We start from the raw sequence: 25,263 nt of genomic DNA, 5'->3' as shown, positions 1-25,263 counted from the left end.
GGGACGAACTCCGGTGCACACTCGATCATTGGAGCATTAGGTAACTGCGTTGCCAAAGCCCTTGTCGCGCAGCGCAAAACTGCCGCCAAAACCCACAAAAAAGGCCTCGCAAGCGAGGCCTTTTCGACTACCACCGGATCTTACTTGATCTCGACCGCCAGACTTTCGGCAATCTTCTTCTGCCAGATCTGCGGGCCGGTGATGTGCGCGGATTCGCCGGTGCTGTCGACCGCAACGGTAACCGGCATATCCTGCACCTCGAACTCGTAGATCGCTTCCATACCCAGTTCGGGGAAGGCGATCACATCGGCTTTCTTGATCGCCTGAGCGACCAGATACGCCGCGCCACCGACCGCCATCAGGTAGACCGCCTTGTGATCCTTGATCGCTTCAATGGCAATCGGGCCGCGTTCGGACTTGCCGATCATGCCCAGCAGGCCGGTCGCCTCGAGGATCTGACGGGTGAACTTGTCCATGCGCGTGGCAGTAGTCGGGCCAGCCGGTCCAACCACCTCATCACGCACCGGATCAACCGGGCCAACGTAGTAGATAAAGCGGCCCTTCAGATCAACCGGCAGCTCTTCGCCCTTGTTCAGCATGTCGACCATGCGCTTGTGCGCAGCGTCGCGGCCGGTCAGCATCTTGCCCGACAGCAGCACAGTCTCGCCGCTCTTCCAGCTCAGCACGTCTTCCGGGGTAACGGTGTCGAGGTTGACGCGGCGCACGCCGTCGCCCACTTCCCAGGTGATTTCCGGGTAGGCATCCATCGGCGGCGCTTTCAGCTCGGCCGGGCCACTGCCGTCAAGCACGAAGTGCGCGTGACGAGTAGCCGCGCAGTTGGGGATCATGCAGACTGGCAGGCTGGCCGCATGGGTCGGATAATCCTTGATCTTGATGTCCAGCACGGTGGTCAGACCGCCCAGACCCTGCGCACCGATACCCAGCGCATTGACCTTATCCATGATTTCCAGACGCAGCTCTTCAGCGCGATTCTGCGGGCCACGGGCACGCAGTTCATGGATGTCGATCGGGTCCATCAGGGCTTCCTTGGCCATCACGGCAGCCTTCTCGGCGGTACCGCCGATACCAATACCGAGCATGCCCGGCGGGCACCAGCCAGCGCCCATGGTCGGGACAGTCTTGATCACCCAGTCAACGATCGAGTCGGACGGGTTGAGCATGACCATCTTGGACTTGTTCTCGGAGCCACCGCCCTTGGCCGCGACATCCACTTCAACCTTGTCGCCGGGGACGATCTGGTAGTGGATGACCGCCGGGGTGTTGTCCTTGGTGTTGATGCGCTTGCCGGCCGGATCGGCCAGGATGGAGGCACGCAGGACGTTGTCCGGGTTGTTGTAGGCGCGGCGCACGCCCTCGTTGATCATGTCGTCCAGGCTCATGGTAGCGCCGTCCCAGCTGACGTTCATGCCAACCTTGACGAACACGGTAACGATACCGGTGTCCTGACAGATCGGGCGATGGCCGGTGGCACACATGCGCGAGTTGATCAGAATCTGGGCCATGGCGTCCTTGGCCGCCTTGGACTCTTCACGCTCGTAGGCTTCGTGTACCGCCTGGATGAAGTCGACGGGATGATAATAGGAAATATACTGCAGAGCGTCGGCTACGCTCTGGATCAGATCGTCTTGCTTGATAACGGCCATGCTCGGACAGGCTCCTCTGTTTGACCGCCGGACCTCGGACGGCGCCGGGTCGGGCTCACGGAATCAGGCAGGCACCGACAGGGAGGCCGGCAGGCCTGAAAAAATGCGCTGGCAAGTATACCTGAGCTTGGGAAGCACGGAACAACCTCTTGCGTCCACCCCTGACAACCGGGGCAACGAAGTCCAGGTGACCACAGTGCGGAAAGCCGTCACAGTTGCGACCGTAAAAAGTGAAAAGAACTTGCAAAACAGCCGTCAATCGATAAATTGACGTCATAATGCCATCATACAAAAACGAGGCACCGGACGTGGTCGATCTGCAGGATGCACAGAACGCCAAGTTCCAGACGCTGAGACTGCAGCGCTTTTACCTGGCTCAACTCAATTACCTGATTACCTACGTGGTGATCTGTGTGGCTTGGGTATCGGGACAATATCAGGGATCGGTCTGGCTGATGCTCAGCCACATCGGGCTCGGCGTAAGCACACAGCTGGTCTTTCTCGCCCTGTTTCGCAGCAACTGGAATCTGCGCCTGCAGGATCCAAGCATGACCAACGCGCAGATAGCAGTGGCAATTCTGCTGATCACTTATCTGCTTGCCTTTGCCGGGCCACTGCGCGGCAGCCTGATCATGATTTACGCCAACATCATGGTATTTGGTATATTCCAGCTGTCGCGCCGGGATTTTCTGATCCACTCGGGGCTGGCGCTGGCCTGCTTCGGCGCGCTGATCACCATCGAACACTACTATCAGACCGATACCCGGCAGTTCACCCTCAATCTGGTGGAGTGGTTCATCCTCGCCTGCTTTCTGGTCGGCCTGAGCATGACAGCCAGCTACATTCGCGAGCTGCGCGAGCGCCTGCAGCAACGCCACAACACCCTGCAGGCCCACCAGGAAACCCTGCGCGGCATGATGGGGCAACTGCAGAATCTGGCCACCACGGACCCGCTTACCGGGCTGGCCAACCGCCGGCACTTCCTCCAGGAAGCACGGCGGCGTATGACGCTGATGCGTCCGACCCAGCAGATGGGCATCGCGCTGATCGACCTGGATCACTTCAAGCGCATCAACGACCTTTACGGACACGCGGCGGGTGATCAGGTGCTGCAGGGCTTTGCCGAACTGGCCCGCACCACCCTGCGAGACGACGACCTGATTGCCCGCTTTGGCGGCGAGGAATTTGTCCTGCTGCTCGGCAACACCAGCATTGAAACTCTGCACCAGTGCGTGGAGCGCCTGCGTCAGCGCTTTGCCGAAAAGACGTTTGATGTCCTGCCAGAGGGCGTTTACTGCACCTTCTCCGCTGGTCTCAGCCTGCTGCAACCCGAGGACGATCTGGAAGTCTGCCTGAACGACGCCGATCAGGCGCTGTATCTGGCGAAAAATAGCGGACGCAACCGCAGCGAATGGCACGACCCCAGTTATGCCTGAGATCCGAATCAGAGGCCGTTGTCTGAATGCTGCTGCGGGCAGCAATCTGCTAGATGTTCTGCGCCAGGCCGATCTGCCGATCAACTGGTCATGTAGGGCCGGTCAATGCCACAGTTGCCTGATACAGAACCTCAACCGGGCTGACATCAGCCCGGCCCAGCAGGGCCTTTCACCAGAGCAGCAGGCCAACGGCTGGCTGCTGGCCTGCCAATGCCGGGTCGAGCAGGACCTTGATCTGCACCTGCATGACCCTGCCAGTGATAGTCTGCCGGCGACCATTGAGCGCCTTGAAACGCTACCGGGCCAGGTCATCCGGCTGCAATTGAAGCCGGCCCGGGCCATACGCTATCAGACTGGCCAGCACCTGGTGATCTGGCTGAATGCGGATCTGGCGCGAACCTTTTCGCTTGCCAGCCTGCCCGGCGAGCCGCTGCTGGAGTTTCATCTGCAGGAGCGCGAGGGCAGCGCTTTCTGCCATGCCCTGCGCACACTGCCGACAGGCGCCACCTGCTATCTCGGCTCTCCGGGCGGGCATCTCGGCTACGATCCTGAATGGCATAACCAGCCGCTGCTCCTGCTGGCATCCGGCACCGGTCTGGCACCGCTGCAGGCGATTGCGCGCAACGCGCTTGCCGCTGGCCACGATGCACCGATACAGCTGTGGCACTGGCAACGCGCCGGAGCGCCCTGCTATCTGCAGGCCGAACTTGAACACCTGGCCGCTCAGCACCCTCACTTGCACCTGCAGCTGCGCTCACACAGCGAGCTGGAGGCGGATCTGCGCCAACTGAAGCCACCAGGACGCGGCACCCGGGCGCTGATCTGCGGGTCTCCCGCATTTGTCGAGCGGCTACGCAAGCCGCTGTTCATGGTCGGGCTATCAGGACGTCAGATTCTCGATGAGGCGTTTCTCAGCCGCAGCCGCTAAACAAAACCGCCGGCGTTTATAAGCCTGCATTCGTCAGACGCAGGGTTGTGGGTTGCCCGGGCAAAGCATGCGAACATGCCAGCCACCCCAAGTACCCGAACAACATGTGGAGTAGACCGTGAGCGAACACCTGCTGATCGACCGCAGCGAGGGCGTATTAACCCTGACGCTGAACCGCGCCGACAAAAAAAATGCCCTGACCCGTGACATGTATGGCGTCATGGGCGAGGCCATCAACGCCGCGCAGGACGATGCCAGCATCCGCGCCGTCGTCATCCAGGGCAGTACCGAGTGTTTCACCAGCGGTAACGACGTTGCCGATTTCATCAAGAACGAACGCAGCGGCACCGACAGCCCGGTGTACGTCTTCCTCAAGGCCATCTGCCACGCCAGCAAGCCGCTGATTGCTGCGGTCAATGGCCCGGCGGTCGGCATCGGCACCACCATGCTGCTCCACTGCGACCTGATCTACGCCGCCGAGAACGCGCGCCTGAAAATGCCATTCGTCAATCTCGGCCTGTGCCCGGAAGCTGGATCGAGCTTCCTGCTGCCGCGCCTGCTGGGTCACCCGCGTGCCGCCGAGTTGCTGCTGCTCGGTGAAGAAATCAGCGGCAGCCGCGCCGCCGAGATCGGACTGGTCAATCAGGCGTTACCGGCCGGTGAAGCGGTTCTGCAGGCCGCCCGCAAGGCTGCACTGCGCATCGCCGAGCAACCGCCGGGATCGGTTCGCCTGACCAAACAACTGATCCGTGCCGGCATCAGCCGCACCGCCGATGAGGTCATGGAAACCGAGGGCCAGCACTTCGCCCAGTTGCTCGGTGGCGCCGAAGCGCGCGAAGCACTGACTGCCTTCATGGAGAAGCGCAAGCCGGTATTCGCCTGACCCGCCCCGCCGCCGGCCTCGCCTGCGAGGCCGGTGCAGGCTGTTCAGCTAACGCGGGATACCGAATAGCCACATCACCGAACGATTGATTTGCCCCCAGAAGCGAATCTTGAATCGGTGCCACAACGTCAACCGGCGCCAGCCGGCCAATGTCCAGAGATCGCTCTCGGCAAAATCCTGCTCGAAACTCTCGGCAACCGCTTGTGCCAGATCAGGATCAACCGCCTGCTGATTGGCCTCGAGATTCCAGTGCAACGTCCAGTGATCGAAGTTGCATGAGCCGAGTGACACCCAGTCGTCCACCAGCGCTGTCTTCAGATGGGTAAAGCGCGGCTGGTATTCGTAGATGCGCACACCGGCCTTGAGCAACCTCGTGTAGAAACGCTGACCGGCGTAGCGCACGGGCGGATGGTCAATGGTCATACCGCACAGCAGCAAACGCACATCAACACCGCGTTTGGCCGCCCGTGCCAGCGCTCTGCGAATCCGCCAGGAGGGCAGGAAATACGGTGTAGCCAGCCAAACCCGCTGCTCGGCTCGGCGCAGCGCCGCCAACAGTGACACGACCACTTCCTTCTGCTCGCGCGCACCGATATAGGAGACACGGCCATGCCCGGCCCCGCCAGCGGGCACCGGCGGAATATGTACCCGACGCACGGCAGACAGCCCGCGCGTTTCACGTCGACCGCCCTGCTCCCAGATACGCTCGAACAGGTCGACCCAGTCCTCGACTACCGGCCCCTGCACTTCCAGCATTTGCTCGTGCCAGGGTGTCCTGCCTGTTTCCGGGTCAAGCTGACAAAAGGTATCGGTGATACCGGTGCCGCCAACAAAGGCCATGCGCCGGTCAATAATGAAGAGTTTTCGATGGTCACGATGGAACAGCCGATGGCCACTGAACAGACTGGGAGGATTATAAAACTGCAGCTCCACTCCCATCTGCTCCAGCTCAAGCCGCTCACAGCGGCTCAAACCGTCGGTGCCGATGGCATCAAGCAGGCACCGAACCTGCACGCCACGTCGACGCGCATGCTGCAGCACCTCCAGCCATTGCCGGGTGCTGCGGCCAGAGTCCACCAGATACAGCTCGATGTCGATACGCTCGACCGCCTGATCGAGCGCAGCAAGAATGCGCGGGAAGAAGTTGTCACCATCGATCAGCAATTCGAACCGATTGCCGGTTCGCCACTGGTACACCCGCGCAGTCATGTCACTCCCTGTCTTATGAGGGAATGCGGTAGTCCTCCTGCGTCAACAGATCGAGGCCGCATTCCAGGTTACTGATCCAGTCGAGGAACGCCGAAATGGTATCCGGGTCGGCAAACGGACGTCCATGCTGCGGCACGATCATCTTCGGCTTCAGTTGCCTGACCATGTTGGCCCACAGACGGCAGGCCTTGTTGCCAGCCATGTAACGCCGATGAAACCCCTCCATCGTGCTCTTGTGAGTCGCAAAGTCGGTCACAGGTTCCGCATCATCGACCATCGATGCCCCCATATCACCGGAAAACAGAATGCCGCTGATCGGGTCATAAAAGTGCAAATTGCCGACCGAGTGCAGAAAATGCGCCGGCAATACCTTGAGCACCGTTTGTCCCAGCGGCACATCCATCCCGCGATCGGGCACGGCGATCATGCGTTCGGTGGTGGTCATGCCCGTGTGCTTGGTCAAAAAACCCGCACTCAGGTGCGGCAGAAAACGCGCCCACAGTTTCGAGCAGACCACCCGGCAGTTGGTATGCAGGAACCACTTGTCCAGCGATGCAATGATGTCCGGGTCCTGGTGCGAGGCAAACACATAGGTCAGCTCGCGCAGCGGGATATAGCGGCTGACCGCCATCGACAAAGGTGTGTAGGTGAGGTCACCGCCCGGATCGAGCAGTGCATGCTGATCATGATCAATGATCAGAAACTGGTTCGACTGCACGCCATCACCCGTCACCAGTTGATCGAAGCAGAGCACCTGGTGCGAACCATTGTCGAACAATACTCGGGGCGGACTCGCCATAGACAATCACCTTAACCTGCAGTGGAAAGAGAGTGTCAGGAGTGTATACGCCCAGAACCTGAGCGCCAGTGACCTGCATCAAGGGATAAAGACGTCACAGTAACGTCATCGCACCGTCACCAGCCTGACACTGCCACGCCATAGCCTCAGCCTGAACATCACTGAAGATGCCCGGACGGAGGTGTCCATGACAGATGCAGCCCTTGCCTTTGAAGAATCAGCCAACCGCTGTCTGACGGTCGAACTGGCCGCCACCCCGGACAGTCTGCGCGCCGCCCAGGCCCTGCGCTACCGCGTCTTCGGCGAAGAATGCGGAGCCCGCCTGCACGGCGCCGAGCAGGGACTCGATCAGGATCGTTACGATCTGCACTGCGAACACCTGATCGTCCGCGACCAGCGCAGCGGAGAAGTGGTAGCGACCACCCGCATCCTGGACAGCGAGCGCGCTCGCGGTGCAGGCGGCTTCTACAGCGAAAGTGAGTTTCAGCTGGTCGGCCTGGGCGATTTGCGCGGCGACGTCATGGAAATCGGTCGTACCTGCGTGCACGCCGACTACCGCAACGGTGCAACCATTTCGGTTCTCTGGTCTGGCCTTGCCCAACTGATGAATGAGCGACGCTACAGTTACCTGATGGGGTGCGCCAGCATCGAAATGCATGACGGGGGCGTGCAGGCTCACGCGATCATGCAACGCCTGCGAAACCGCTACCTGTGCCGCGAGCATCTGAACGCGATTCCGCGCTTGCCGCTACCGGAGCGCAGCCTGCCCGATAACGTCACCGCCCAGCTGCCGCCGCTGCTGAAGGCCTACATGCGTCTGGGTGCCAAAATCTGCGGTGAACCCTGCTGGGATCCGGAGTTCAACTGCGCCGACGTCTTTATTCTGCTGCGCCGCGAACAGCTCTGCCCGCGCTACGCGCGCCACTTCAAGGCGAGCTGAGCATGCCTGGCCGCTCGGTAAGCACGCCCCGCCGGTTAATCCGCCTGATGGCAGTGATTGGCTGGATTGCCTGTGGCCTGCTGCTGGTCTGCTGGGTTCAGCTCATGCAACAGCTGCAACCCGCCAGAGTGGACCGTCTGCGCCAGAGGCTCACCCGCTGGTGGATGCGCAACCTGATCCGCATTCTGCCGTTGCAGATTCGCGTTACCGGCGCACCTGCTTCAGGCACCACCCTGTGGGTCAGCAATCATGTGTCATGGCTGGATATCGTGGTGCTCGGCGCGCAGGCGCCGGTGCACTTTCTGTCCAAGGCGGAAGTACGCGACTGGCCGGTGATCGGCTGGCTGGCGGGCGCCGCCGGTACCTGTTTCATCCAGCGTGGCCAGGGTACGTCCAGCACCGTTCAGGATCAGTTGACCCGTGTGTTGGCAGCTCAGCGCAGCCTGGTGATTTTTGCAGAAGGTACCACTACCGCTGGCGACAGGGTGCGCACCTTCCATGGCCGCCTGCTGTCAGCCGCCATCGAGGCGCAGGTGCCGACCCAGCCAGTGGCTGTTGCCTACAGCTACGCGGGTGAACGCGACTCGATTGCTCCGTTCATCAACGACGATGAATTCTCGCAGCACCTGTGGCGCCTGCTTGGGTCGAAGGATATTGAGGTCGACGTTCGGTTCTTGCCGATACTCGACAGCACCCGACTGAACCGTAACCAGCTGGCGCGCAGTGCACACGCCTCGGTCTGTCAGGCGTTGGGCCTGGAGGGCGGCAGGGTCGAGGACGAAACAGCCGAGGTCAAGGCGGCAGCCTGACCCTCGGCGTAGCGCTGCAGCTCGGGCATGAATGCGAGAAAGTCGGCCTCAAAGGCCTCATAGGCCGCTTCCAGCTCAGCCACCCCGCCAGGCAACGAGTTCTCGCGCCGCAGCCGCCGCGCCATATTGTCTACCGCCCGGTGCAGGTGGGTCAGCTCGGCATAACTGCTCAACCAGTCCTGTTCGCTCATGTAGTGCACCACCGTCCAGGCCCGCTCAGGCATCCATTCGCGCTGCGCCAGAAGCTGCCGATAGACATCCCGGGTGAAGTCTTCGAGCTGCCGGTCAGCAAAGCGCGACCAGTGCCGCGCCAGCAAATGATCGTAGAACATGTCAACCAGAATCCCGGCGAAACGTCGACGCCGGCTGCTTACTCTGGCCTTGCTTTGCAGCACCAGCGGATGGGCGTCGGTAAAGCTGTCGATCCGCCGGTGCAGAACAATACCCTCGCGCACCGGTTCCGGCAGTTCGAGCCGGTGGACCGGTCCTTTTACAAAGTCGCCCAGCATGCTGCCCAGCGCCTGTTCCGGCGACTGCGAGCCCAGCAGCAAGTGCGCGAGGAAATTCATCAGTTGCCTTCCACCTGAGCGTGCAGTGCGGCGACCTGCGTCTGCAACGTCGTCAGACTGCGATTGGTCTGCAGCCTGAAACTGTCGATTGCCTGCAGCGCCTGATCATTGGCGGCCAGGCGTCGATCCAGCTCCGCTCGCATCGCCAGCACCGCCTGTTCCACCGCCTCGGCGTTGCCCTTGTTCTGCAGTGCGGTCAACCCTTGCTTGAGTTCATCCAGCTGCTCGGCCTGCTGACCCAGTTGCAGTTGAACAACCGATAAGGTCCCGAGCTGGGTTTGCATCTGCTCCAGCGCCTGGTCGGTCTCGGCAAAGCGCTTTTGCAGTGCTGCCAGGCTGTCGGACCGCTCCTTGCCCTGCTCCTGCAACGCTGCGGAGCGCGCCTGCAGCGCCGTAATCGCCGCCTGCTGGGTCGTTGCCCGCTCTGAGCTGCGCTGGTCGGCCTGCTGCAGTGATGCCAGTTGCTGCCTGTGCTCACCCTGCTCCTTGCGTACCGCCTGCAGCATGTCCTCAATACGAACCAGCTGCGCCTTACGATCCTGCTCGGCAGCGCCGAGGGAGTCCTCGGTCGCCGACACCTTTCCGGTGATGTCCTGAATGCGCCCGGAGGCTTCTTCACTGATGCGGGCAAAACTGTTCTGGGTTGCAACCAGTTGCTGACTCAGCTGGCTTTGCTGTTGATGGGTCCAGTAGCCCAAGCCCAGCAATGCCAGAAAGAGCGCGCCACACAATGCCCAGAGCGGCCCGCTGCCAGCCGCCGCGACCGGTGCCGACGGCTCTGCTCGCAACCCGTCCACATCCGGCGGCAGTCCTCCCCGGCCATCCGACCGACTGTCACGAGTAGCACTGATGCTCGGCAGTTCACCCAACTCCGGTTCCTTCATCTCAACCTCTCAGCAATCAAACTCTCGGCAATCAAACCCTGAAACCCCTGCGCCAGAGCAGTGCAAGGATGCACCAGCAGGCCGCACCACAGACCGCAAAACAGAGCCGATCGCTGCCGCGGCGATGCTTTGACCGGCGTAAAACGGCTACTATCCGCGACCCAACGCATATTGGTACGTATTCTGCTTGCGGAAATTCGACTTGGCTATAACACCTTTTATCGCCAATCACCTAAGGGGGTATGAGCATGATTGCCGAAGCACAGTTCAACCGCGCCACCCTGGATTGCATGACAGCACTGCGCCGACAGCTCAAACGCACTCTGGGCGTAACCATCCGCCTGGGCGATCCGGACGCCGTCGAGAGCATGATCGGATTAAGCCGGGACAGCAGCTCGGCCGAGATTCGCGAACTCGGCACCCGCCTGGCGGACATGATCAGGCCGAGACAGGATGATCAGGCGCAATCGCCGCTGGCACAAGGCGCTATTGCGTCCCGTCAATTCCAGCATCGACAGGAAAACAGAGCCCGCCTGGAGGCCGAGTCGGAGCACGCTGAGGCGCCGAGCGGCAGCGTTCGTATTTATCGCGGGCAGGTCATTCGCAGCTGACGCCAACCGGGCCCGCGCTGGCGCGCGCCGACTCAAGTCATTACTCTGAGAGCTCCTTTTCAGACAGGAGCACGCGCATGCAACAATGGATGATCTACGGCGCCAACGGCTACACCGGCCAACTACTGGCCAGAGCCGCTGCGCAACGTGGCCTGCGCCCCATACTGGCCGGACGCAATCGCCAGACCATCAGTGCGTTGGCAAATGAACTGAATCTGCCCTTCCGCTGCTTCGATCTCAATCGTCCGCAGCAGATCTGTGAAGGCCTGCAGGACATTCAGGTCGTACTGCATTGTGCCGGCCCGTTTTCCGCTACCAGTGGCCCGATGATCGACGCCTGTCTGGCGGCTGGCTGTCATTACCTCGACATTACCGGCGAAATCGATGTGTTCGTCGCCGCCCAGCAGCGCCAGGCCGACGCAGAGCAAGCGGGCATTGTCCTCTGCCCCGGCGTCGGGTTCGATGTCATCCCGACCGACTGCATCGCTGCCAGGCTGAAACTCGCACTGCATGATGCAGACCGCCTGGCGCTGGGTTTTGACACCCTCAGCTCGCTGTCGCCCGGCACTGCCAGAACCTCGGTGGAAGGGCTGAAATACGGCGGCCGGGTCCGCAAGGATGATCGCATTCAAACCGTTCCGCTGGCGTATCAAAGCCGTGAAATCGATTTTGGCAACGGGACAAAACATGCGGTCACCATTCCCTGGGGTGATATTGCCACCGCCTGGTTCACCACCGGCATAGACGATATCGAAGTGTTTATCCCGATGGCGCCGAGCGCCGCAGCCCGTCTGCGCCGCCTGGACCGGTTCCGTACGCTGCTTGGCCTGGCACCGGTACAGGCACTGCTGAAATATCTGGTTGGCCGTCGCATCCAGGGGCCCGATCATCAGCAGCGCGAAGCCGCTCGCTGTTATGTCTGGGGCGAAGCGCAAAACCGAGCTGGTAAAAAGGTAGTTGCCCGCATCGAAACGGCCAACGCCTATGATGTGACAGTCGAGGGAGCCCTTTACGCAGTTGGTTTTCTGCTGGAAAACCAGCCGACTCCGGGCTACTACACACCGTCCCGGCTGCTGGGTCCGGAGTGTATCGAGAACCTGCCTGGTTCCGGCCCAATGCACATCGAGTAGCCCGACTAGTGTGATACCCCGGGCGCCAGCAAGGCCGGCGCCCGGCGGGCCAACTCTGCGGTCAGCCCCTCAAGCAGCTGCCCGCCGCTTCGCCAGTAGTGCCAGTAGAGCGGCACAGGCTGCGACCAGCCCGGCGATAGCTGCTGCAACCGCCCCGCACGCAGCGCGTCGCCAATCTGCAGTGCAGGCACCATACCCCAACCAATACCCGCCTCAAGCATACGGACAAAGCCCTCGGACGAAGGACACAGGTGATACTCAAACTCACCATCAACACCCAACTGCCTGACAAACCGATGTTGCAACTGATCATCCGGGCCGAATACCACAGCGGGAACACTGCGCACGTCGGCCTGTGAGAGCCCATCGGGGAAGTGGCGCCGAATAAACCCGGGGCTCGCTACCGCCAGATAATGCATCTCGCCCAGCAGCAAGCTGCGGGCACCGGCAACCGGCTGCTCAACCGCGCACAGACAGGCAGCCACCTCGCCACTGCGCATTCGTCTTAGCCCTACGTCCTGATCCTCCAGCTGCTGGTCCAGCAGCACCCTCTCACGCTCGCACCAGGGTGCAACCGCGCCAGCCCACCAGGTCGCGAGGCTGTCCGCATTCAGGGCCACTCTCAGCCGGGTGCGGCCGGCGTCGCTGGAGATCTGCGGCAGGTCATGACGCAGATCGCGCTCCAGCAGCCTGACCTGCTGGACATGGTTAAGCAACCGCTGACCCGCTGCGGTTGCCTGGGGCGGATTTGCACGGACCAGCACCGGAGCGCCCAAGCGTGCCTCCAGCAGCTTGATGCGCTGCGAGATCGCCGATTGGGATAGCCCCAACACACCGGCCGCCCGTTCGAAGCCGCCCTGCTCTACCACCGCGGCCAATGCGGCCAGAAGCTTGTAATCCAGCATAATCATCTTTCCTAATGTGGCATCAGCATTATTGTTTTTTCTAATAACACAATCTACTGCACACTGGCGCCGTTATCAGCCGGAGCCCCAAGATGCCAACCCTGTTCTACAGTTACTTCAGCGGAATGATTGCTGCCGCCGGCCTGATCATGGCCATCGGCGCACAGAATGCCTTTGTCCTCGCCCAGGGCCTGCGCCGGGAACATCACGTCAGCGTCGCGCTTATCTGCATGACCTGCGATGCCATCCTGATTCTCGCCGGCACCTTCGGCCTTGCCGCGCTGCTGCAGGCCCATCCGCTGGCAATGGAGATCACCCGCTGGGGCGGCGTGGCCTTCCTGACCGTCTACGCCCTGCAAGCGTTGTTGCGCGCACTGACCCCTCGGGGTCTGGAAGCGATGGGCGCACCCTCGCGATCACGTCGTGCCGTGCTGCTCTCAACCCTGGCGGTCACCCTGCTCAATCCCCATGTCTATCTTGACACCATGGTGCTGATTGGCAGCCTGGCGGCACAGCACAGCCTGCCACTGGTTTTCGCCCTCGGCGCGGCCAGCGCGTCCATTTTGTGGTTCACCCTGCTGGCACTCGGCTCGGCCCGCCTGGCTCCAGTGCTTCACCGACCGATTACCTGGCGCTGCATCGACCTCGCAGTTGCTGCAATGATGCTGGCTATCGCCTGGTCACTGGCAAAACCCGCACTGCAGACCCTCTGGGACGGCTAAACCCACATGGAAGGTGCGTGGATAGCGACACATTCAGGTGCTATGATCGGGGCTTCCCGATCGCAAGACGGGCAGCGCCCGGCGGAGCACGCAGCAGCTACCGGCAAGAAGGCGCAGACAACTCGCCACAGGCTGCAACCCAGCCCTGGCCGAATGTCGAGACGGACGACGTGATCGTTCCCGGAACGTGATACCTGACGATGGAGATAAACCATGGCTTTTGAATTACCCGCACTCCCTTACGAAAAGAATGCACTGGAACCGCACATCTCTGCCGAGACTCTGGACTACCACCATGGCAAGCATCACAACACCTACGTTGTGAACCTGAACAACATGGTTCCGGGCACCGAGTACGAAGGCAAGAGCCTGGAAGAGATCATCAAGACTTCCAGCGGCGGCGTCTTCAACAACGCAGCGCAGATCTGGAACCACACCTTCTACTGGAACTGCCTGAGCCCGAACGGCGGTGGTGAGCCGACAGGTGAACTGGCCGAGGCCATCAACAAGGCGTTCGGCTCTTTCGCAGCATTCAAGGAAGAGTTCAGCAAGGTATCTATCGGCACCTTCGGTTCCGGCTGGGGCTGGCTGGTCAAGAAGGCTGACGGCTCCCTGGCACTGGCCAGCACCATCGGCGCCGGCTGCCCGCTGACCAGCGGTGACACCCCGCTGCTGACCTGCGACGTCTGGGAACACGCTTACTACATCGATTACCGCAATGCACGTCCGAAGTACGTCGAAGCGTTCTGGAACCTGGTCAACTGGGACTTCGTAGCGAAAAACTACGCTGCCTGATCCTGACTGATTCTGCGTCCCCACAACACCCTGCTCCGGCAGGGTGTTGTGCTTTCAGGCATCGGTACCATGATCGCACTTTGACCTCACCCAAAGGATTGTCGATACTCAGGCGTAGGTTCGCTTAACAATGTACCTATCGGAGTCTTGCGCTGCTGCGGGCAATGCCTGCATGATGACTTAACCGCGCAATTCATCAGGAAAGGAATAACAATATCTTGAAGCTCGAGCGCCGGCACAGTCTCTCTATAAAGCTGCTTCGCCTTGTATTGCTCTGGGCGTTGCTGGTCGGCTTGATTCTGAGCCTGGGGCAGATTGCGTTTGACCTTCGCAAGGAACGCCAGCAGATCGATCAGACTGCCGAGCAGATCCTCGCCATGTCCCAGGACCCTGCAACCCAGGCGGTCTACAGCCTGGACCGGGAAATGGCACTGCAGGTCATCGGTGGCCTGTTCGAACACCCCGCCGTACGCTTTGCCTCCATTGGCCACCCGGACGAAACCCAGCTGGCCAGCCGCGAGCGTCCACTGATTGAAAGTCCACTACGCAGCGTTACAGACTGGCTATTCGGCGTCGAGCAGCATTACAGCGTTGCTCTGTTTGGCCGAGAGCCCTACAACGAGTATTACGGCGATCTGAGAATCGTCCTGGACACCGCGCCCTACGGCGAAGATTTCCTGCAAAGCTCCCTCGTCATCCTTGTATCCGGCATACTGCGAGCGGTGGCGATGGCGCTGGCACTCTACCTGCTTTATCACTTTCTGCTGACCAAACCACTGGCGGGCATTATTGATCGGATCAGTGACATTAACCCCGACCATCCGGGCAAGATGCATATTCCGATGCTGCCAGGCCAGGAAAGGAACGAACTCGGCCTGTGGATCAACAAGGCCAACGAACTGCTGGAATCCATCGAACGCAACAGCAATCGCCGACGCGAAGCCGAAGCGAACCTGCTGCACATGGCCCAGCATGACCACCTGACCGGCCTGCCCAATCGCAGCATGCTGCAGGAGCAGCTCAGCCGTATCCTCGGCGACGCCGGCAGGCGCCAACGGGGGGTTGCCGTACTGTGCTGCGGGCTGGACGACTTCAAGGAAATCAACGAGCAGTTCAGCTACCAGTCCGGCGATAGCCTGCTGGTCACCGTTGCCGACCGCCTGCGCGCCAACAGCGGAAGGCTCGGCAGCCTGGCACGACTGGGAGGCGACCAGTTCGCCCTGGTTCAAACCGGTGTCAGTGAGCCATACGAGGCAGCCGAGCTGGCGCAAACCATCCTCGACGACCTTGGTCGACCGTTCGAGATTGGTGACCACACCGTCAGCCTGCGAGCGACAATCGGCATCACCCTGTTCCCGGACGACGGCGATAATGCAGAGAAGCTGCTGCAGAAGGCCGAACAGACAATGATGCTGGCCAAGGCGCGCTCACGGAATCGCTACCAGTTCTACATCGCCAGCCTCGACAGCGAAATGCGCGTACGCCGGGAACTCGACAAGGAGCTGCGCGGAGCGCTCGAGCGCAATGAATTTCATCTCGTCTACCAACCGCAGATAGCCTTTGATGATCACCGCGTGGTCGGCGTGGAGGCCCTTGTGCGCTGGCACCACCCCGAGCGCGGACTGGTACCACCGGACCTGTTCATACCGCTGGCTGAGCAGAACGGCAGCATCATTGAAATCGGTGAATGGGTGCTGGACCAGTCCTGTCGCCAGCTGCGTATCTGGCACGACAGCGGCATGACCGAGCTGCGCATGGCGGTCAACCTGTCTACCGTGCAACTGCACCACAGCGAACTCTCCCGCGTAGTGACCAACCTGATCCAGCGCTACAAGCTGCCACCTCGCTGCCTTGAGATGGAAGTAACCGAAACCGGCCTGATGGAAGATATTTCAGCCGCCGCGGGTCATCTCAACAGCCTGAAAAAGGCCGGCGTGCAGATTGCAATCGACGATTTTGGTACCGGCTACTCCTCGCTCAGTTACCTGCGCGGCCTGCCGCTGGACAAGATCAAGATCGACCGCAGCTTCGTTCAGGATGTTCTGATTGATGAGGACGACGCAACCATCGTTCGCGCCATCATCCAGCTGGGTCGCAGCCTTAATATGCAGGTCATTGCCGAAGGCGTCGAGTCGGCAGAGCAGGAGGCCTACATCATCGCTCAGGGATGCAATGAGGGTCAGGGCTACTACTACAGCCGCCCGCTGTCCGCCACCGCCTTTACCGATTGGCTGCACGCTTACGAGGGCGCCAGCAACAAGGCGCGTCGATCCGAGCTGAGCTGAGCTGAGCTGAGCTGAGCTGAGCTGATCGTCAGGCGATCCAGAACCAGCACGCAAGTGGTGCTGTGATAACCAACCCGATCAGACTCCAGAGTGAGCGGCGACGCAGGCGACGACTCAGGTCCTGCTCATGGTGATCCGAGAGAATAAACGGCAGTCCGCGCCGCGCAGGCTTGCCCAGCGCGTGTACCAGCGGACGCTGCCCTTCGAGTCGGGCGAGCCGCTCTGATTCAACATCAGCCGCCTGCCTGACCCGGTCCCACTCCGTCATGTCCAGCTGGCCGTCAGCGTTACGGTCAAAGCGGGCCAGCAGATCGTCATAGTCCGCCTTCCAGCGACTGATTACCTGACGCGCCGCAGCCTGGTGATCGAACGCCTCGCGGCCACCTCCGCGACTCTCGAACCAGCCAAGCGCATAAAGCATTTCCCCCTCTTCGAACCACTCTTCGGTATAGCGGTAACGCTTGCCGATCAGGCTGGCCAGCAGGCCGGTCTTGACCGATTGACCAGCAGGCCAACGCTGAGAGCCCTCCCAGCGACGCCGGTGACGCGGATGAACTTCCGCGCCCTTGGGCATGACCCAGCAGCTCCCGGTATCGTCGCAAAGCAGGAAGGGCCGTTCGGAGCAGCCCTGCTCGACCGTCTGCCAATTGTCGTTCTTACCACTGCGGCGGTACTCCTCGACACGAAAGCGGTACCAGAGACAATCGACACCCCCGAGCGGTGAAACCAGCGGTGAGTGACCTCCCGCATCGAGCCGCCCCTGAAACTCAACCAGCCCCTGGGCGGCCGAGCGCACCTTCGATGTCGGGGTGTCTTCGAGCCAGCGAGCACGACGCAGACGACTGAGCATGACATACAGACAGACAAGCGCTGCCGCCGAGATGACTGAACCCAGAAGATAGTAATTGACCGGCGACAACAGCAATACGCCATGTACGTCAATCATGAAAACAGCGACCGGATATCCACATCGGCCTTCTCTTCATCGCTGAACTGCAGCAATGTGGCCGGTTTGAACGCGAACAGCCGCGCCAGCAGCACCTCGGGAAACTGCTCGATGCGCACGTTGTTGATATTGACCGCCGCGTTGTACAGTTCGCGGCGATCGGCAATCCCGTTCTCCAGCCCGGTAATACGCTCCTGCAGATGCTGGAACGACTCGCTGGCCTTCAGATCGGGATAATTCTCGGCCAGCGCGAACAGCTGCCCCAGCCCCGCCCGCAGCGCAGTTTCTGCCCGCCCGACGCCCTTCACATCCGACTCTGCGCGCGCCGAGGCAACCGCACCCCGCGCAGCGATGACCCGCTCAAGCGTTTGCGCCTCATGCTGCATGTAGCGCCGGCAGGCTTCAACCAGCTTGGGCAGCTCATCATGCCGCTGACGCAGCAGAACATCGATATTGGACCACGCCTGGCTGACCGCATGCTTGACGCTCACCAACTGGTTGTAGAGCATGATCGCGTAGAGCAGCACAACGCCCAGCACTACCAACACAATGACCGTTGTCAGTTCCATTCCCTGCTCTCCTGTTCCACTCATCTGATTTGACGGTCGGGCGCCCCACCCGGCCGAATACTGGCGTTACGGCCACGCGCTCGTGCAGACCCCCGACGGATCCGAATAACTCACTATAAAGAGATTGAAAAAAAGCCGCCATGCGCAAAGGCAGGCGGCTTTCAGACAGACGATTGGCAGATCACAACCCTATTGAAATAGAGACTCGCCAGTCAGGCCGTGCTGTTCGAGAATGTCGCGCAAGCGTTTGAGCGCTTCGACCTGAATCTGTCTTACCCGCTCGCGGGTAAGACCGATTTCGCGTCCAACCTCTTCCAGGGTACTGCTCTCGTGACCACGCAAGCCAAACCGGCGCGTAACCACTTCGCACTGCTTTTCCGTCAACTCTCCCAGCCACTGGTCAATACTGGCGTTCAGGTCATCATCCTGCAGCAAGTCGCAGGGATCGGAGCCCTGTTCATCGGTCAGGGTGTCGAGCAGTGTCTTGTCCGAATCGGGACCCAGTGACATGTCGACCGAGGCTACCCGCTCGTTGAGTCCAAGCATGCGCTTCACATCTTCAACCGGCTTGTCCAGCAACTGGGCTATTTCCTCCGGAGAGGGCTCGTGATCGAGCTTCTGGGTCAGCTCGCGGGCCGCGCGCAGATAGATATTCAGTTCCTTGACGACATGAATCGGCAGACGAATGGTACGTGTCTGATTCATGATCGCCCGCTCAATGGTCTGACGAATCCACCAGGTCGCGTAGGTTGAAAAGCGAAAGCCGCGCTCCGGGTCAAACTTTTCCACCGCCCGGATCAGGCCGAGATTGCCCTCTTCGATCAGATCCAGCAGGGTCAGCCCACGGTTGACGTAGCGCCGGGCAATCTTCACAACCAACCGCAGGTTGCTTTCGATCATGCGCTTTCGTCCGGCAGGGTCGCCCTTTTGCGCCAGGCGCGCAAAATGTACTTCCTCTTCGGGTGTCAGCAGGGGGGAAAAACCGATCTCGTTGAGATACAACTGGGTCGCGTCCAGTTGCTTGGTGAAGTCAAACGCGTTTTCGCGGCGATGATTGCGCGGCGTAACCCGCTTGCTGTCTACGGACACAGGCATTTCGTTCCCCTCCCCATCATCCATGATGACGCTGTCTGGCGACGCGTTGTCCAACGATCCGACCTGCTCTGGCTGTTTCTTATTTTTTACTGCCATATGCGTGCCCCACATCCGGTAAAACGCGGAAAAGACACAACCCACCGAATCACACCCCAAGATGGGCAGTGCTTCCTTCTGACTGTCGCAATGCAACAGGGCTCTCACCTCACGGCAGACTGCCTGTCAAAAGTGACAACCCTGTGTCAGCACCACCGACACAGTACCATCAAGATCTCGGTAAATACGCCAACGGGTCTACAGGTTGACCCTTGCGCCGGATCTCGAAATGCAGCTTGACCCGGTCAGTACCACTACTGCCCATTTCGGCAATAACCTGACCGACCTTGACTTGATCGCCTTCCTTGACCAGCAGACGGCTATTGTGCGCATAGGCGCTCAGATAGGTTTCGTCGTGCTTGATGATGATCATGTCGCCATATCCAATCAGGCCACGGCCAGCATAAACCACGGCCCCGTCGGATGCTGCTCTCACAGGCTCACCCAATTGCCCGGCAATATCAATCCCTTTATTCAAACTGCCGTTTGACTGAAACCGCGCCAAAAGCTGGCCCCGCGCCGGCCAGCTCCAGCCAGCGGCGCTGACCGCAGCGGAGGCAGCCTCTGCGGGACGCGCTGCAGAGGCCTGCGATCGATTGGCAACAGAAGTATTACGAGAATTTTCGGCGGCGGAGGTGCTAGTCACCGACGGTGCCCTTGGTACCGCTGCAGAGGCTGAGCGTGCTGGCCCAGGGGCGGCCGTGGGCCGGGGGGTGACCGGTACAGCGGCAATGGTAGCACCCGCCGAGCGCGAAGCTCGGCCGAGGCTGATGCGCTGACCGGGGTAAATGGTATAAGGCGCGCGCAAGTTGTTGACGCTGGCCAGCTCTTTCCAGTCCCAGCCATAGCGAAAGGCAATCTGGTAGAGCGTCTCGCCGCGCTGTACGGTGTGATGTCCGGTGGCTATTGTCTGCGCACGGGTGCCACCGCGACCGCGGTCGTCAATAGGGACGGTGCCGGAAGGCCCGGCGCATGCGGCCAGTATTGCCGCCAAAAACACGATGCCGACACCTTGTGCCGACCCAACGGCCCCATGCCGGTAACGCACACACAGCCCCATTCCTGGTTGGCTCCCGTTCAGTCTCACCCGCAATGCACACGTGCTACCTGCTCTCAGGTTGCAGCGCGCCGTCCCCACCATTCCAATAGCAACACTAATACCACGCCGAGCACCATCAATGCCATTCCGGCCTGCCAGAGAGAGGGTTCGCCGGTCAGCTCGGCATAGCGCTGTGGCAAGAGATTCAGCTCCTGCAGCGGCACCCGTTCACCATGACTGTCAATGCGCCAGGTCAGGGTCTGTTTCCAGGGCCACACCTTGTTAAGCGAGCCGATCAACAGGCCCGTCAGGAAGGCCAGAGTTACACTGCGCAGGTGATTCAGCAGCCAGGATAGCAACCGCGAAAAGCACAGCAGCCCGGTTATGCAGCCCAGTGCAAAGAGTCCAAGCAGGGCAAAGTCGGCACTTTTTACCGCCTGAAGAATACCGGTATACAACCCCAGCAGCAGCAAGATAAAGCTCCCGGAGATGCCAGGCAAAATCATCGCGCAGATCGCGATACATCCGCCCAAAAACACGTTCAACGGTGTCAGGCTCAACGCCAGCGGCGACGCCACGGTAATCAGATAGGCAAACAGGGCTCCCAACACGGCAGCCACCACGGCAGCCAGATTCCAGCGCGGGATCTCGCGCCCTACCAGATAGACCGAGACCAGAATCAGACCGAAGAAAAACGACCAGACCAGCAAACCGTGATGCGTCAGCAGGTAGGTTATCAGCCGGGCAAGGGTAGCAATGCTGCAGACAATACCGGCCAGCAGCGTGAGTAGAAAGGCACCGTCGACGGCCCTCCAGGTATCGGCAAAGCGGCCACGCAACAGCCACACCAGCTTGTTTGGCGTGCAGGCGGCAATCGCGGCCAGCAGGCGATCATAAATACCGGAGATGAAGGCAATTGTGCCGCCCGAGACGCCCGGAACAACATCGGCCGCCCCCATGGCGACACCACGGAGAAAGATCAACAGAAATGCCTTCACACAGACGTCCTTAAAGACAGAATCAGGAATGGATAGCGCCGGCCAGCAGCGGCACGAAGCGTACAGGTTCGACCTGCTGATAGGTGAATTCGTCGCCGTAACGAACAACCAGCATCAAATGCTGCTCGTGCTCGCCAACCGGAATGACCAGGCGACCACCGTCGGCCAGCTGACCGAGCAGCTCACGCGGTATCTCGGCCGGCGCCGCGGTGACCAGGATGGCGTCGTAGGGGCCATATTGCGGCCAACCCCAGTTACCATCCGCATGACGAAACACTACATTACGTACGTCGATGTCTCGGAGCACGCGCTTGGCACGTTCCTGCAGCGGCAGAATACGTTCAACGCTGAAGACCCGCTCAACCACCTTGGCCAGAATGGCTGTCTGGTAACCGGAGCCGGTACCGACCTCCATCACCTTGTCCAGCGGCCCGCCACCGAGCAGCAGCTCGGTCATGCGGGCCACGATGTAGGGCTGCGAGAGGGTCTGATTGTGACCGATCGGCAATGCCGTATCTTCGTAGGCCCGGTGCGACAGCGCTTCATCGACGAAAAGGTGGCGAGGCGTGCGGCGAATGGCTTCGAGCACGTGCAAATTACGAATACCTTCTTCAAATAACCGCTCAAGCAGACGCTCACGTGTGCGCTGCGAGGTCATGCCGATGCCGGCACGGTAAAGGTCGTCGTGTCCCATGCTCAGCCCAATCCGTCCAGCCAGCTCTCCAGGTGGTCGAACACCTCGTACAGGGTCTTGTCGACACGCAGCGGCGTAACCGACACATAGCCCTGCATGACGGCATGGAAGTCCGTCCCTTCACCACCGTCCTCGGCATCGCCGGCCACTGAAATCCAGTATCCCTCCTTGCCACGCGGGTCAACCCACTTGACCGGTTTGGCGGCACGCGCACGGTGGCCCAGACGGGTCAGGCGAATGCCCTTGATCTGCTCAAGCGGCAGATTGGGAATATTGACGTTAAGCACCGTACGCGGCGGCAGATCAAGCTGATCATGAGCCTCGACCATCTGCCGGGCGAAAAAGGCTGCCGCTGGCAGGTTATCGGTTTGTCGGCCGGTCAGAGAGAATGCCATGGCAGGACGAGACAGAAAGCGCCCTTCCAGCGCCGCAGCGACAGTGCCGGAATACAACACATCGTCGCCAAGGTTGGCGCCGAGGTTGATTCCTGCCACCACCATGTCAATGCTGTCTTCATACAGCGCATTGAGGCCCAGGTGCACGCAGTCGGTCGGGGTTCCGTTGATACCGATAAAGCCGTTTTCCAGGGTGAACGGCCTTAGCGGCCGGTCCAGACTGAGCGCGCTGCTCGCGCCGCTACGGTCCTCAGCTGGAGCAACCACCACACAGTCGGCATAATCGGCCAGCGCACCGTGCAGGGCTTTGATACCCGGCGCCAGCACACCATCATCATTGGCAATCAGAATACGCATCAGTTTTCCGTTTCCAGCCCGCCACCGGGAACACTGGAGAGTTCCAGCAGCTCGTGCAGCAACGCCGTGGCGAAGCAGCCGGTAGGCAGGGTAAATTCCAGTTCGAGACAATCGGTGGACGGATAATGCCACGTAAGCCCCTGAATGGGGAGGCGTAAAATCCGTCTCGCCTGCTCCAGACCAGCCCCTTCGAGCCAGGCGGCCAGTTCCGGTTCTGCCGCCGCAACCTGCTGCTCAAGCTGCGCCGTGGCACCGGTACTGGCCAGCTCACCGCTCCCCCAAAGCGAGGCGGTTGGGTGCAGGTCCAATGCCGCCGGGCGAGGGTCGTCAGCTACCAGCTCACTGGCCGGAAACTGGCTTCGACTATTGGTAAAGGCCAGGCAGTCGCCCTCCAGAATGCGGTTCCAGCTGCCATCGGCCACCCGCCTGGCGAGCATCCGGTTGAACAGCAGACTGCGCGCCGTCGACAGCAATCGCGAACGTGTTCCACGTGCCGGCGGGTAGCCGCCCTGCCCGGCCCAACGGCGGGCATCGTGCAGGTTGCTGCCGTCGCGGCCGAAGCGCTGCGGGCCGAAATAGTTGGGTACACCCTGAGCGGCGATAATCTGCAGCCGCTCATCCAGCTGCGACTGATCGGCAACCAGGTCAGTGAGGCGAATAAAGAACCCGTTGGCACTGTGAGCGCCGCGCTGCAGCTTGCGCTGATGACGCGCCTGCTCAAGACAACGCAACTGATCGTTCCAGAGCGCACTGAGATCCGGATCGGCGCGCCCCGGCAGTTGCAAGCTGAACCACTGATGGGTTACTGCCTGACGGTCCTTCAGGCCTGCGTAGCTGACGTTGCGCAGGGAAATACCGGCGGCCCGGGCCAGCTGTCTGGCCACCTCTTCGGTGTTCAGTCCGCGCTTTTCAATCAGCAGCCAGAGGTGCTCACCGGCGCCACTCAGAGCGATATCCAGCACCTCGGTCACGCGAAAGTCATCAGGTGTCGCCTTGAGCACGGCGCGCCCACAGCTCTCTCCCCAGGCGCGAGGGCCCAGCAGTTGCTCAGTCATCGGCAAGCAACAGGGCGACCGCGTGTACGGCAATCCCTTCCTCACGACCGGTAAAGCCCAGTTTCTCGGTGGTAGTAGCCTTGACGTTGACCTGATCCAGCGCCACGCCCAGATCAGCCGCGATCTGCTCACGCATCAGCGGAATATGCGGCGCCATCTTCGGGCGCTGGGCGACGATGGTGGCGTCAACGTTACCCACCTTCCAGCTGCGCTCGCGCAACAGACCCATGACGTGGCGGAGAAGCACGCGGCTGTCGGCACCCTTGAACTCGGGATCGGTATCCGGGAAGTGCTGACCGATATCACCCAGTGCTGCAGCACCAAGCAAGGCATCGGCCAGCGCGTGCAGCAGCACATCACCGTCGGAGTGGGCAACCAGCCCACGGCCATGCGGTATGTGGACGCCACCCAAGGTGATGAAGTCGCCTTTGCCGAAGCGATGAACGTCGTAGCCGTGGCCAATGCGCATGTGGTGTCTCCCGTCAGTCGATGGCGGCGATTCTACCGCCTCGACATGACAAGGGACAGGTCGGGCCGGCTTGCCGGATTGCTAGAGCCCCAGCGCCGCCGCGTGATGACGCAGGTGATCATCGATAAAGCTGGCGATGAAGTAGTAGCTGTGATCATAGCCAGGCTGACGACGCAGGGTCAGAGGGTGACCCGCTGCCGCTGCCGCCGCTTCCAGCGCTTCGGGCTTGAGCTGTTCAGCCAGGAAGTTGTCGGACTCGCCCTGATCAACCAGCAGTGGCAGTCGTTCGGTCGCCCCGGCAAGCAGCTCGCAGGCGTCCCACGCCTTCCATACCGACTTGTCGTTACCCAGATACTGCCCCAGCGCCTTATGCCCCCAGGGGCAGTCGCTCGGGTTGGTGATCGGCGCAAACGCCGAAACCGAGCGATAACGCCCCGGATTCTTCAGCGCACAGATCAGCGCCCCGTGGCCGCCCATCGAGTGGCCGCTGATTGAGCGCTGATCCGAGACCGGGAAATGCTCTTCGATCAGCGCCGGCAACTCCTGTACCACGTAGTCATACATGCGGTAATGCTGCGCCCAGGGCTGCTCGGTGGCATTGACATAAAAGCCGGCACCCAGACCGAAGTCATAGGCGCCCTCGGCGTCATCCGGCACGCCTTCGCCACGCGGGCTGGTGTCCGGGGCAACGATGACCATGCCCAGCTCGGCCGCCAAGCGCTGGGCACCAGCCTTCTGCATAAAGTTCTCATCGGTACAGGTCAGCCCCGACAGCCAGTACAGCACCGGCAGCGGCTTGCCCTGATCCGCCTGCGGCGGCAGGTAAATGCCGAATACCATATCGCAGTGCAGCACCTGAGAGCGGTGACGATAGCGCTTCATCCAGCCGCCAAAGCTCTTGTTGGCGCTGACCAGTTCAATGTCGTTCATAAGAAACCTCCGGTTTCAGCTGCAAGCTGCAAGCTGCAAGCTGCAAGCTGC

The 25,263-nt window shown here is 60.9% G+C and carries 26 protein-coding genes; 10 read left to right on the top strand and 16 right to left on the bottom strand.

The features are described from left to right. Positions 1-140: 140 nt before the first annotated feature. Positions 141-1,664, bottom strand: a complete 1,524-nt coding sequence (locus tag B7O88_RS02620; RefSeq protein WP_088273627.1) for a fumarate hydratase — start codon at positions 1,662-1,664, stop codon at positions 141-143. Between the two features lie 278 nt (positions 1,665-1,942). Between B7O88_RS02620 and B7O88_RS02610 the strand changes: the two genes are divergently transcribed. The 3 genes from B7O88_RS02610 to B7O88_RS02600 all read left to right on the top strand — a co-directional run bounded on the left by B7O88_RS02610 (position 1,943) and on the right by B7O88_RS02600 (position 4,911). Beyond that, positions 1,943-3,100, top strand: coding sequence for a GGDEF domain-containing protein (locus B7O88_RS02610; RefSeq protein ID WP_088273625.1), 1,158 nt, complete (start codon positions 1,943-1,945; stop codon positions 3,098-3,100). Beyond that, positions 3,093-4,028 carry a 2Fe-2S iron-sulfur cluster-binding protein gene (locus tag B7O88_RS02605; RefSeq protein ID WP_088273624.1) on the top strand — a complete coding sequence of 312 codons (936 nt, stop codon included), beginning with the start codon at positions 3,093-3,095 and terminating at the stop codon, positions 4,026-4,028. The genes B7O88_RS02610 and B7O88_RS02605 overlap by 8 nt, the downstream gene beginning before the upstream one ends. Positions 4,029-4,146: 118 nt before the next feature. Further along, on the top strand, positions 4,147-4,911 hold the full coding sequence (locus B7O88_RS02600) for an enoyl-CoA hydratase (protein WP_088273623.1): 765 nt from the start codon (positions 4,147-4,149) through the stop codon (positions 4,909-4,911). A gap of 48 nt (positions 4,912-4,959) precedes the next feature. On the opposite strand, the gene B7O88_RS02595 is transcribed toward B7O88_RS02600, so the two are convergent. Both B7O88_RS02595 and B7O88_RS02590 read right to left on the bottom strand, forming a co-directional pair. After that, positions 4,960-6,120 carry a phospholipase D-like domain-containing protein gene (locus B7O88_RS02595; protein WP_088273622.1) on the bottom strand — a complete coding sequence of 387 codons (1,161 nt, stop codon included), beginning with the start codon at positions 6,118-6,120 and terminating at the stop codon, positions 4,960-4,962. Between the two features lie 13 nt (positions 6,121-6,133). Continuing rightward, the gene (locus B7O88_RS02590; protein WP_088273621.1) at positions 6,134-6,919 is read right to left on the bottom strand and encodes an oxygen-binding di-iron domain-containing protein; all 786 of its coding nucleotides are present in this window, start codon (positions 6,917-6,919) and stop codon (positions 6,134-6,136) included. Between the two features lie 187 nt (positions 6,920-7,106). Here B7O88_RS02590 and B7O88_RS02585 point away from each other — a divergent pair, with 187 nt between their 5' ends. Beyond that, entirely contained in the window at positions 7,107-7,859 is a 753-nt protein-coding gene (locus B7O88_RS02585) for a GNAT family N-acetyltransferase (RefSeq protein WP_088273620.1), read from the top strand. 2 nt (positions 7,860-7,861) lie between these two features. Beyond that, positions 7,862-8,668 carry a lysophospholipid acyltransferase family protein gene (locus B7O88_RS02580; protein WP_088273619.1) on the top strand — a complete coding sequence of 269 codons (807 nt, stop codon included), beginning with the start codon at positions 7,862-7,864 and terminating at the stop codon, positions 8,666-8,668. Here the strand turns inward: B7O88_RS02580 and B7O88_RS02575 are convergent. After that, the gene (locus tag B7O88_RS02575; RefSeq protein WP_088273618.1) at positions 8,602-9,237 is read right to left on the bottom strand and encodes an acyl carrier protein phosphodiesterase; all 636 of its coding nucleotides are present in this window, start codon (positions 9,235-9,237) and stop codon (positions 8,602-8,604) included. The two genes, B7O88_RS02580 and B7O88_RS02575, sit on opposite strands and share 67 nt — an antisense overlap. Next, complete coding sequence (locus B7O88_RS02570; RefSeq protein WP_088273617.1) at positions 9,237-10,121, bottom strand: coiled-coil domain-containing protein; 885 nt, start codon at positions 10,119-10,121, stop codon at positions 9,237-9,239. The genes B7O88_RS02575 and B7O88_RS02570 overlap by 1 nt, the downstream gene beginning before the upstream one ends. A gap of 248 nt (positions 10,122-10,369) precedes the next feature. Here B7O88_RS02570 and B7O88_RS02565 point away from each other — a divergent pair, with 248 nt between their 5' ends. Together B7O88_RS02565 and B7O88_RS02560 are read left to right on the top strand one after the other, a co-directional pair. After that, the gene (locus tag B7O88_RS02565) at positions 10,370-10,732 is read left to right on the top strand and encodes a hypothetical protein (protein ID WP_088273616.1); all 363 of its coding nucleotides are present in this window, start codon (positions 10,370-10,372) and stop codon (positions 10,730-10,732) included. A gap of 77 nt (positions 10,733-10,809) precedes the next feature. Beyond that, positions 10,810-11,862, top strand: coding sequence for a saccharopine dehydrogenase family protein (locus tag B7O88_RS02560; protein ID WP_088273615.1), 1,053 nt, complete (start codon positions 10,810-10,812; stop codon positions 11,860-11,862). Between the two features lie 5 nt (positions 11,863-11,867). On the opposite strand, the gene B7O88_RS02555 is transcribed toward B7O88_RS02560, so the two are convergent. Further along, entirely contained in the window at positions 11,868-12,767 is a 900-nt protein-coding gene (locus tag B7O88_RS02555) for a LysR family transcriptional regulator ArgP (RefSeq protein ID WP_088273614.1), read from the bottom strand. A 101-nt stretch (positions 12,768-12,868) separates the two neighbouring features. Between B7O88_RS02555 and B7O88_RS02550 the strand changes: the two genes are divergently transcribed. The 3 genes from B7O88_RS02550 (at position 12,869) to B7O88_RS02540 (ending at position 16,569) form a co-directional block, all read left to right on the top strand. Beyond that, positions 12,869-13,489, top strand: coding sequence for a LysE/ArgO family amino acid transporter (locus B7O88_RS02550; RefSeq protein ID WP_088273927.1), 621 nt, complete (start codon positions 12,869-12,871; stop codon positions 13,487-13,489). 213 nt (positions 13,490-13,702) lie between these two features. Then, complete coding sequence (gene sodB / locus B7O88_RS02545; protein WP_088273613.1) at positions 13,703-14,284, top strand: superoxide dismutase [Fe]; 582 nt, start codon at positions 13,703-13,705, stop codon at positions 14,282-14,284. A gap of 218 nt (positions 14,285-14,502) precedes the next feature. Beyond that, positions 14,503-16,569, top strand: a complete 2,067-nt coding sequence (locus tag B7O88_RS02540; protein WP_088273612.1) for a putative bifunctional diguanylate cyclase/phosphodiesterase — start codon at positions 14,503-14,505, stop codon at positions 16,567-16,569. Between the two features lie 28 nt (positions 16,570-16,597). On the opposite strand, the gene B7O88_RS02535 is transcribed toward B7O88_RS02540, so the two are convergent. From B7O88_RS02535 to fghA, 10 genes are all read right to left on the bottom strand, one after another. Further along, positions 16,598-17,515, bottom strand: coding sequence for a GIDE domain-containing protein (locus tag B7O88_RS02535; RefSeq protein WP_088273611.1), 918 nt, complete (start codon positions 17,513-17,515; stop codon positions 16,598-16,600). Then, a complete protein-coding gene (locus B7O88_RS02530; RefSeq protein ID WP_088273610.1) occupies positions 17,512-18,084 on the bottom strand; it encodes a LemA family protein in 573 nt (190 codons plus the stop codon). The genes B7O88_RS02535 and B7O88_RS02530 overlap by 4 nt, the downstream gene beginning before the upstream one ends. Positions 18,085-18,273: 189 nt before the next feature. Then, a complete protein-coding gene (gene rpoS / locus B7O88_RS02525) occupies positions 18,274-19,203 on the bottom strand; it encodes an RNA polymerase sigma factor RpoS (protein ID WP_235005721.1) in 930 nt (309 codons plus the stop codon). Between the two features lie 241 nt (positions 19,204-19,444). Continuing rightward, positions 19,445-20,335 carry a peptidoglycan DD-metalloendopeptidase family protein gene (locus B7O88_RS02520; protein ID WP_088273608.1) on the bottom strand — a complete coding sequence of 297 codons (891 nt, stop codon included), beginning with the start codon at positions 20,333-20,335 and terminating at the stop codon, positions 19,445-19,447. 53 nt (positions 20,336-20,388) lie between these two features. After that, positions 20,389-21,312: a polyprenyl-phosphate transporter gene (locus tag B7O88_RS02515; protein WP_088273607.1), complete on the bottom strand. Its 924-nt coding sequence runs from the start codon at positions 21,310-21,312 to the stop codon at positions 20,389-20,391. Positions 21,313-21,334: 22 nt separating this feature from the next. Continuing rightward, complete coding sequence (locus B7O88_RS02510) at positions 21,335-22,006, bottom strand: protein-L-isoaspartate(D-aspartate) O-methyltransferase (protein WP_088273606.1); 672 nt, start codon at positions 22,004-22,006, stop codon at positions 21,335-21,337. Between the two features lie 2 nt (positions 22,007-22,008). Further along, positions 22,009-22,758, bottom strand: coding sequence for a 5'/3'-nucleotidase SurE (surE, locus tag B7O88_RS02505; protein WP_088273605.1), 750 nt, complete (start codon positions 22,756-22,758; stop codon positions 22,009-22,011). Next, on the bottom strand, positions 22,758-23,813 hold the full coding sequence (gene truD / locus B7O88_RS02500) for a tRNA pseudouridine(13) synthase TruD (RefSeq protein WP_088273604.1): 1,056 nt from the start codon (positions 23,811-23,813) through the stop codon (positions 22,758-22,760). Before truD ends, surE begins: the two co-directional genes overlap by 1 nt. Further along, positions 23,806-24,282, bottom strand: coding sequence for a 2-C-methyl-D-erythritol 2,4-cyclodiphosphate synthase (gene ispF, locus B7O88_RS02495; protein ID WP_088273603.1), 477 nt, complete (start codon positions 24,280-24,282; stop codon positions 23,806-23,808). Before ispF ends, truD begins: the two co-directional genes overlap by 8 nt. A gap of 81 nt (positions 24,283-24,363) precedes the next feature. After that, complete coding sequence (gene fghA / locus B7O88_RS02490) at positions 24,364-25,212, bottom strand: S-formylglutathione hydrolase (RefSeq protein WP_088273602.1); 849 nt, start codon at positions 25,210-25,212, stop codon at positions 24,364-24,366. Positions 25,213-25,263 lie beyond the last annotated feature (51 nt).

The organism is Halopseudomonas aestusnigri (assembly GCF_002197985.1).
Taxonomy (GTDB): domain Bacteria; phylum Pseudomonadota; class Gammaproteobacteria; order Pseudomonadales; family Pseudomonadaceae; genus Halopseudomonas; species Halopseudomonas aestusnigri.
The sequence above is the reverse complement of the archived record's forward strand: the minus strand, read 5'-3'. Positions and strand labels throughout refer to the sequence as shown.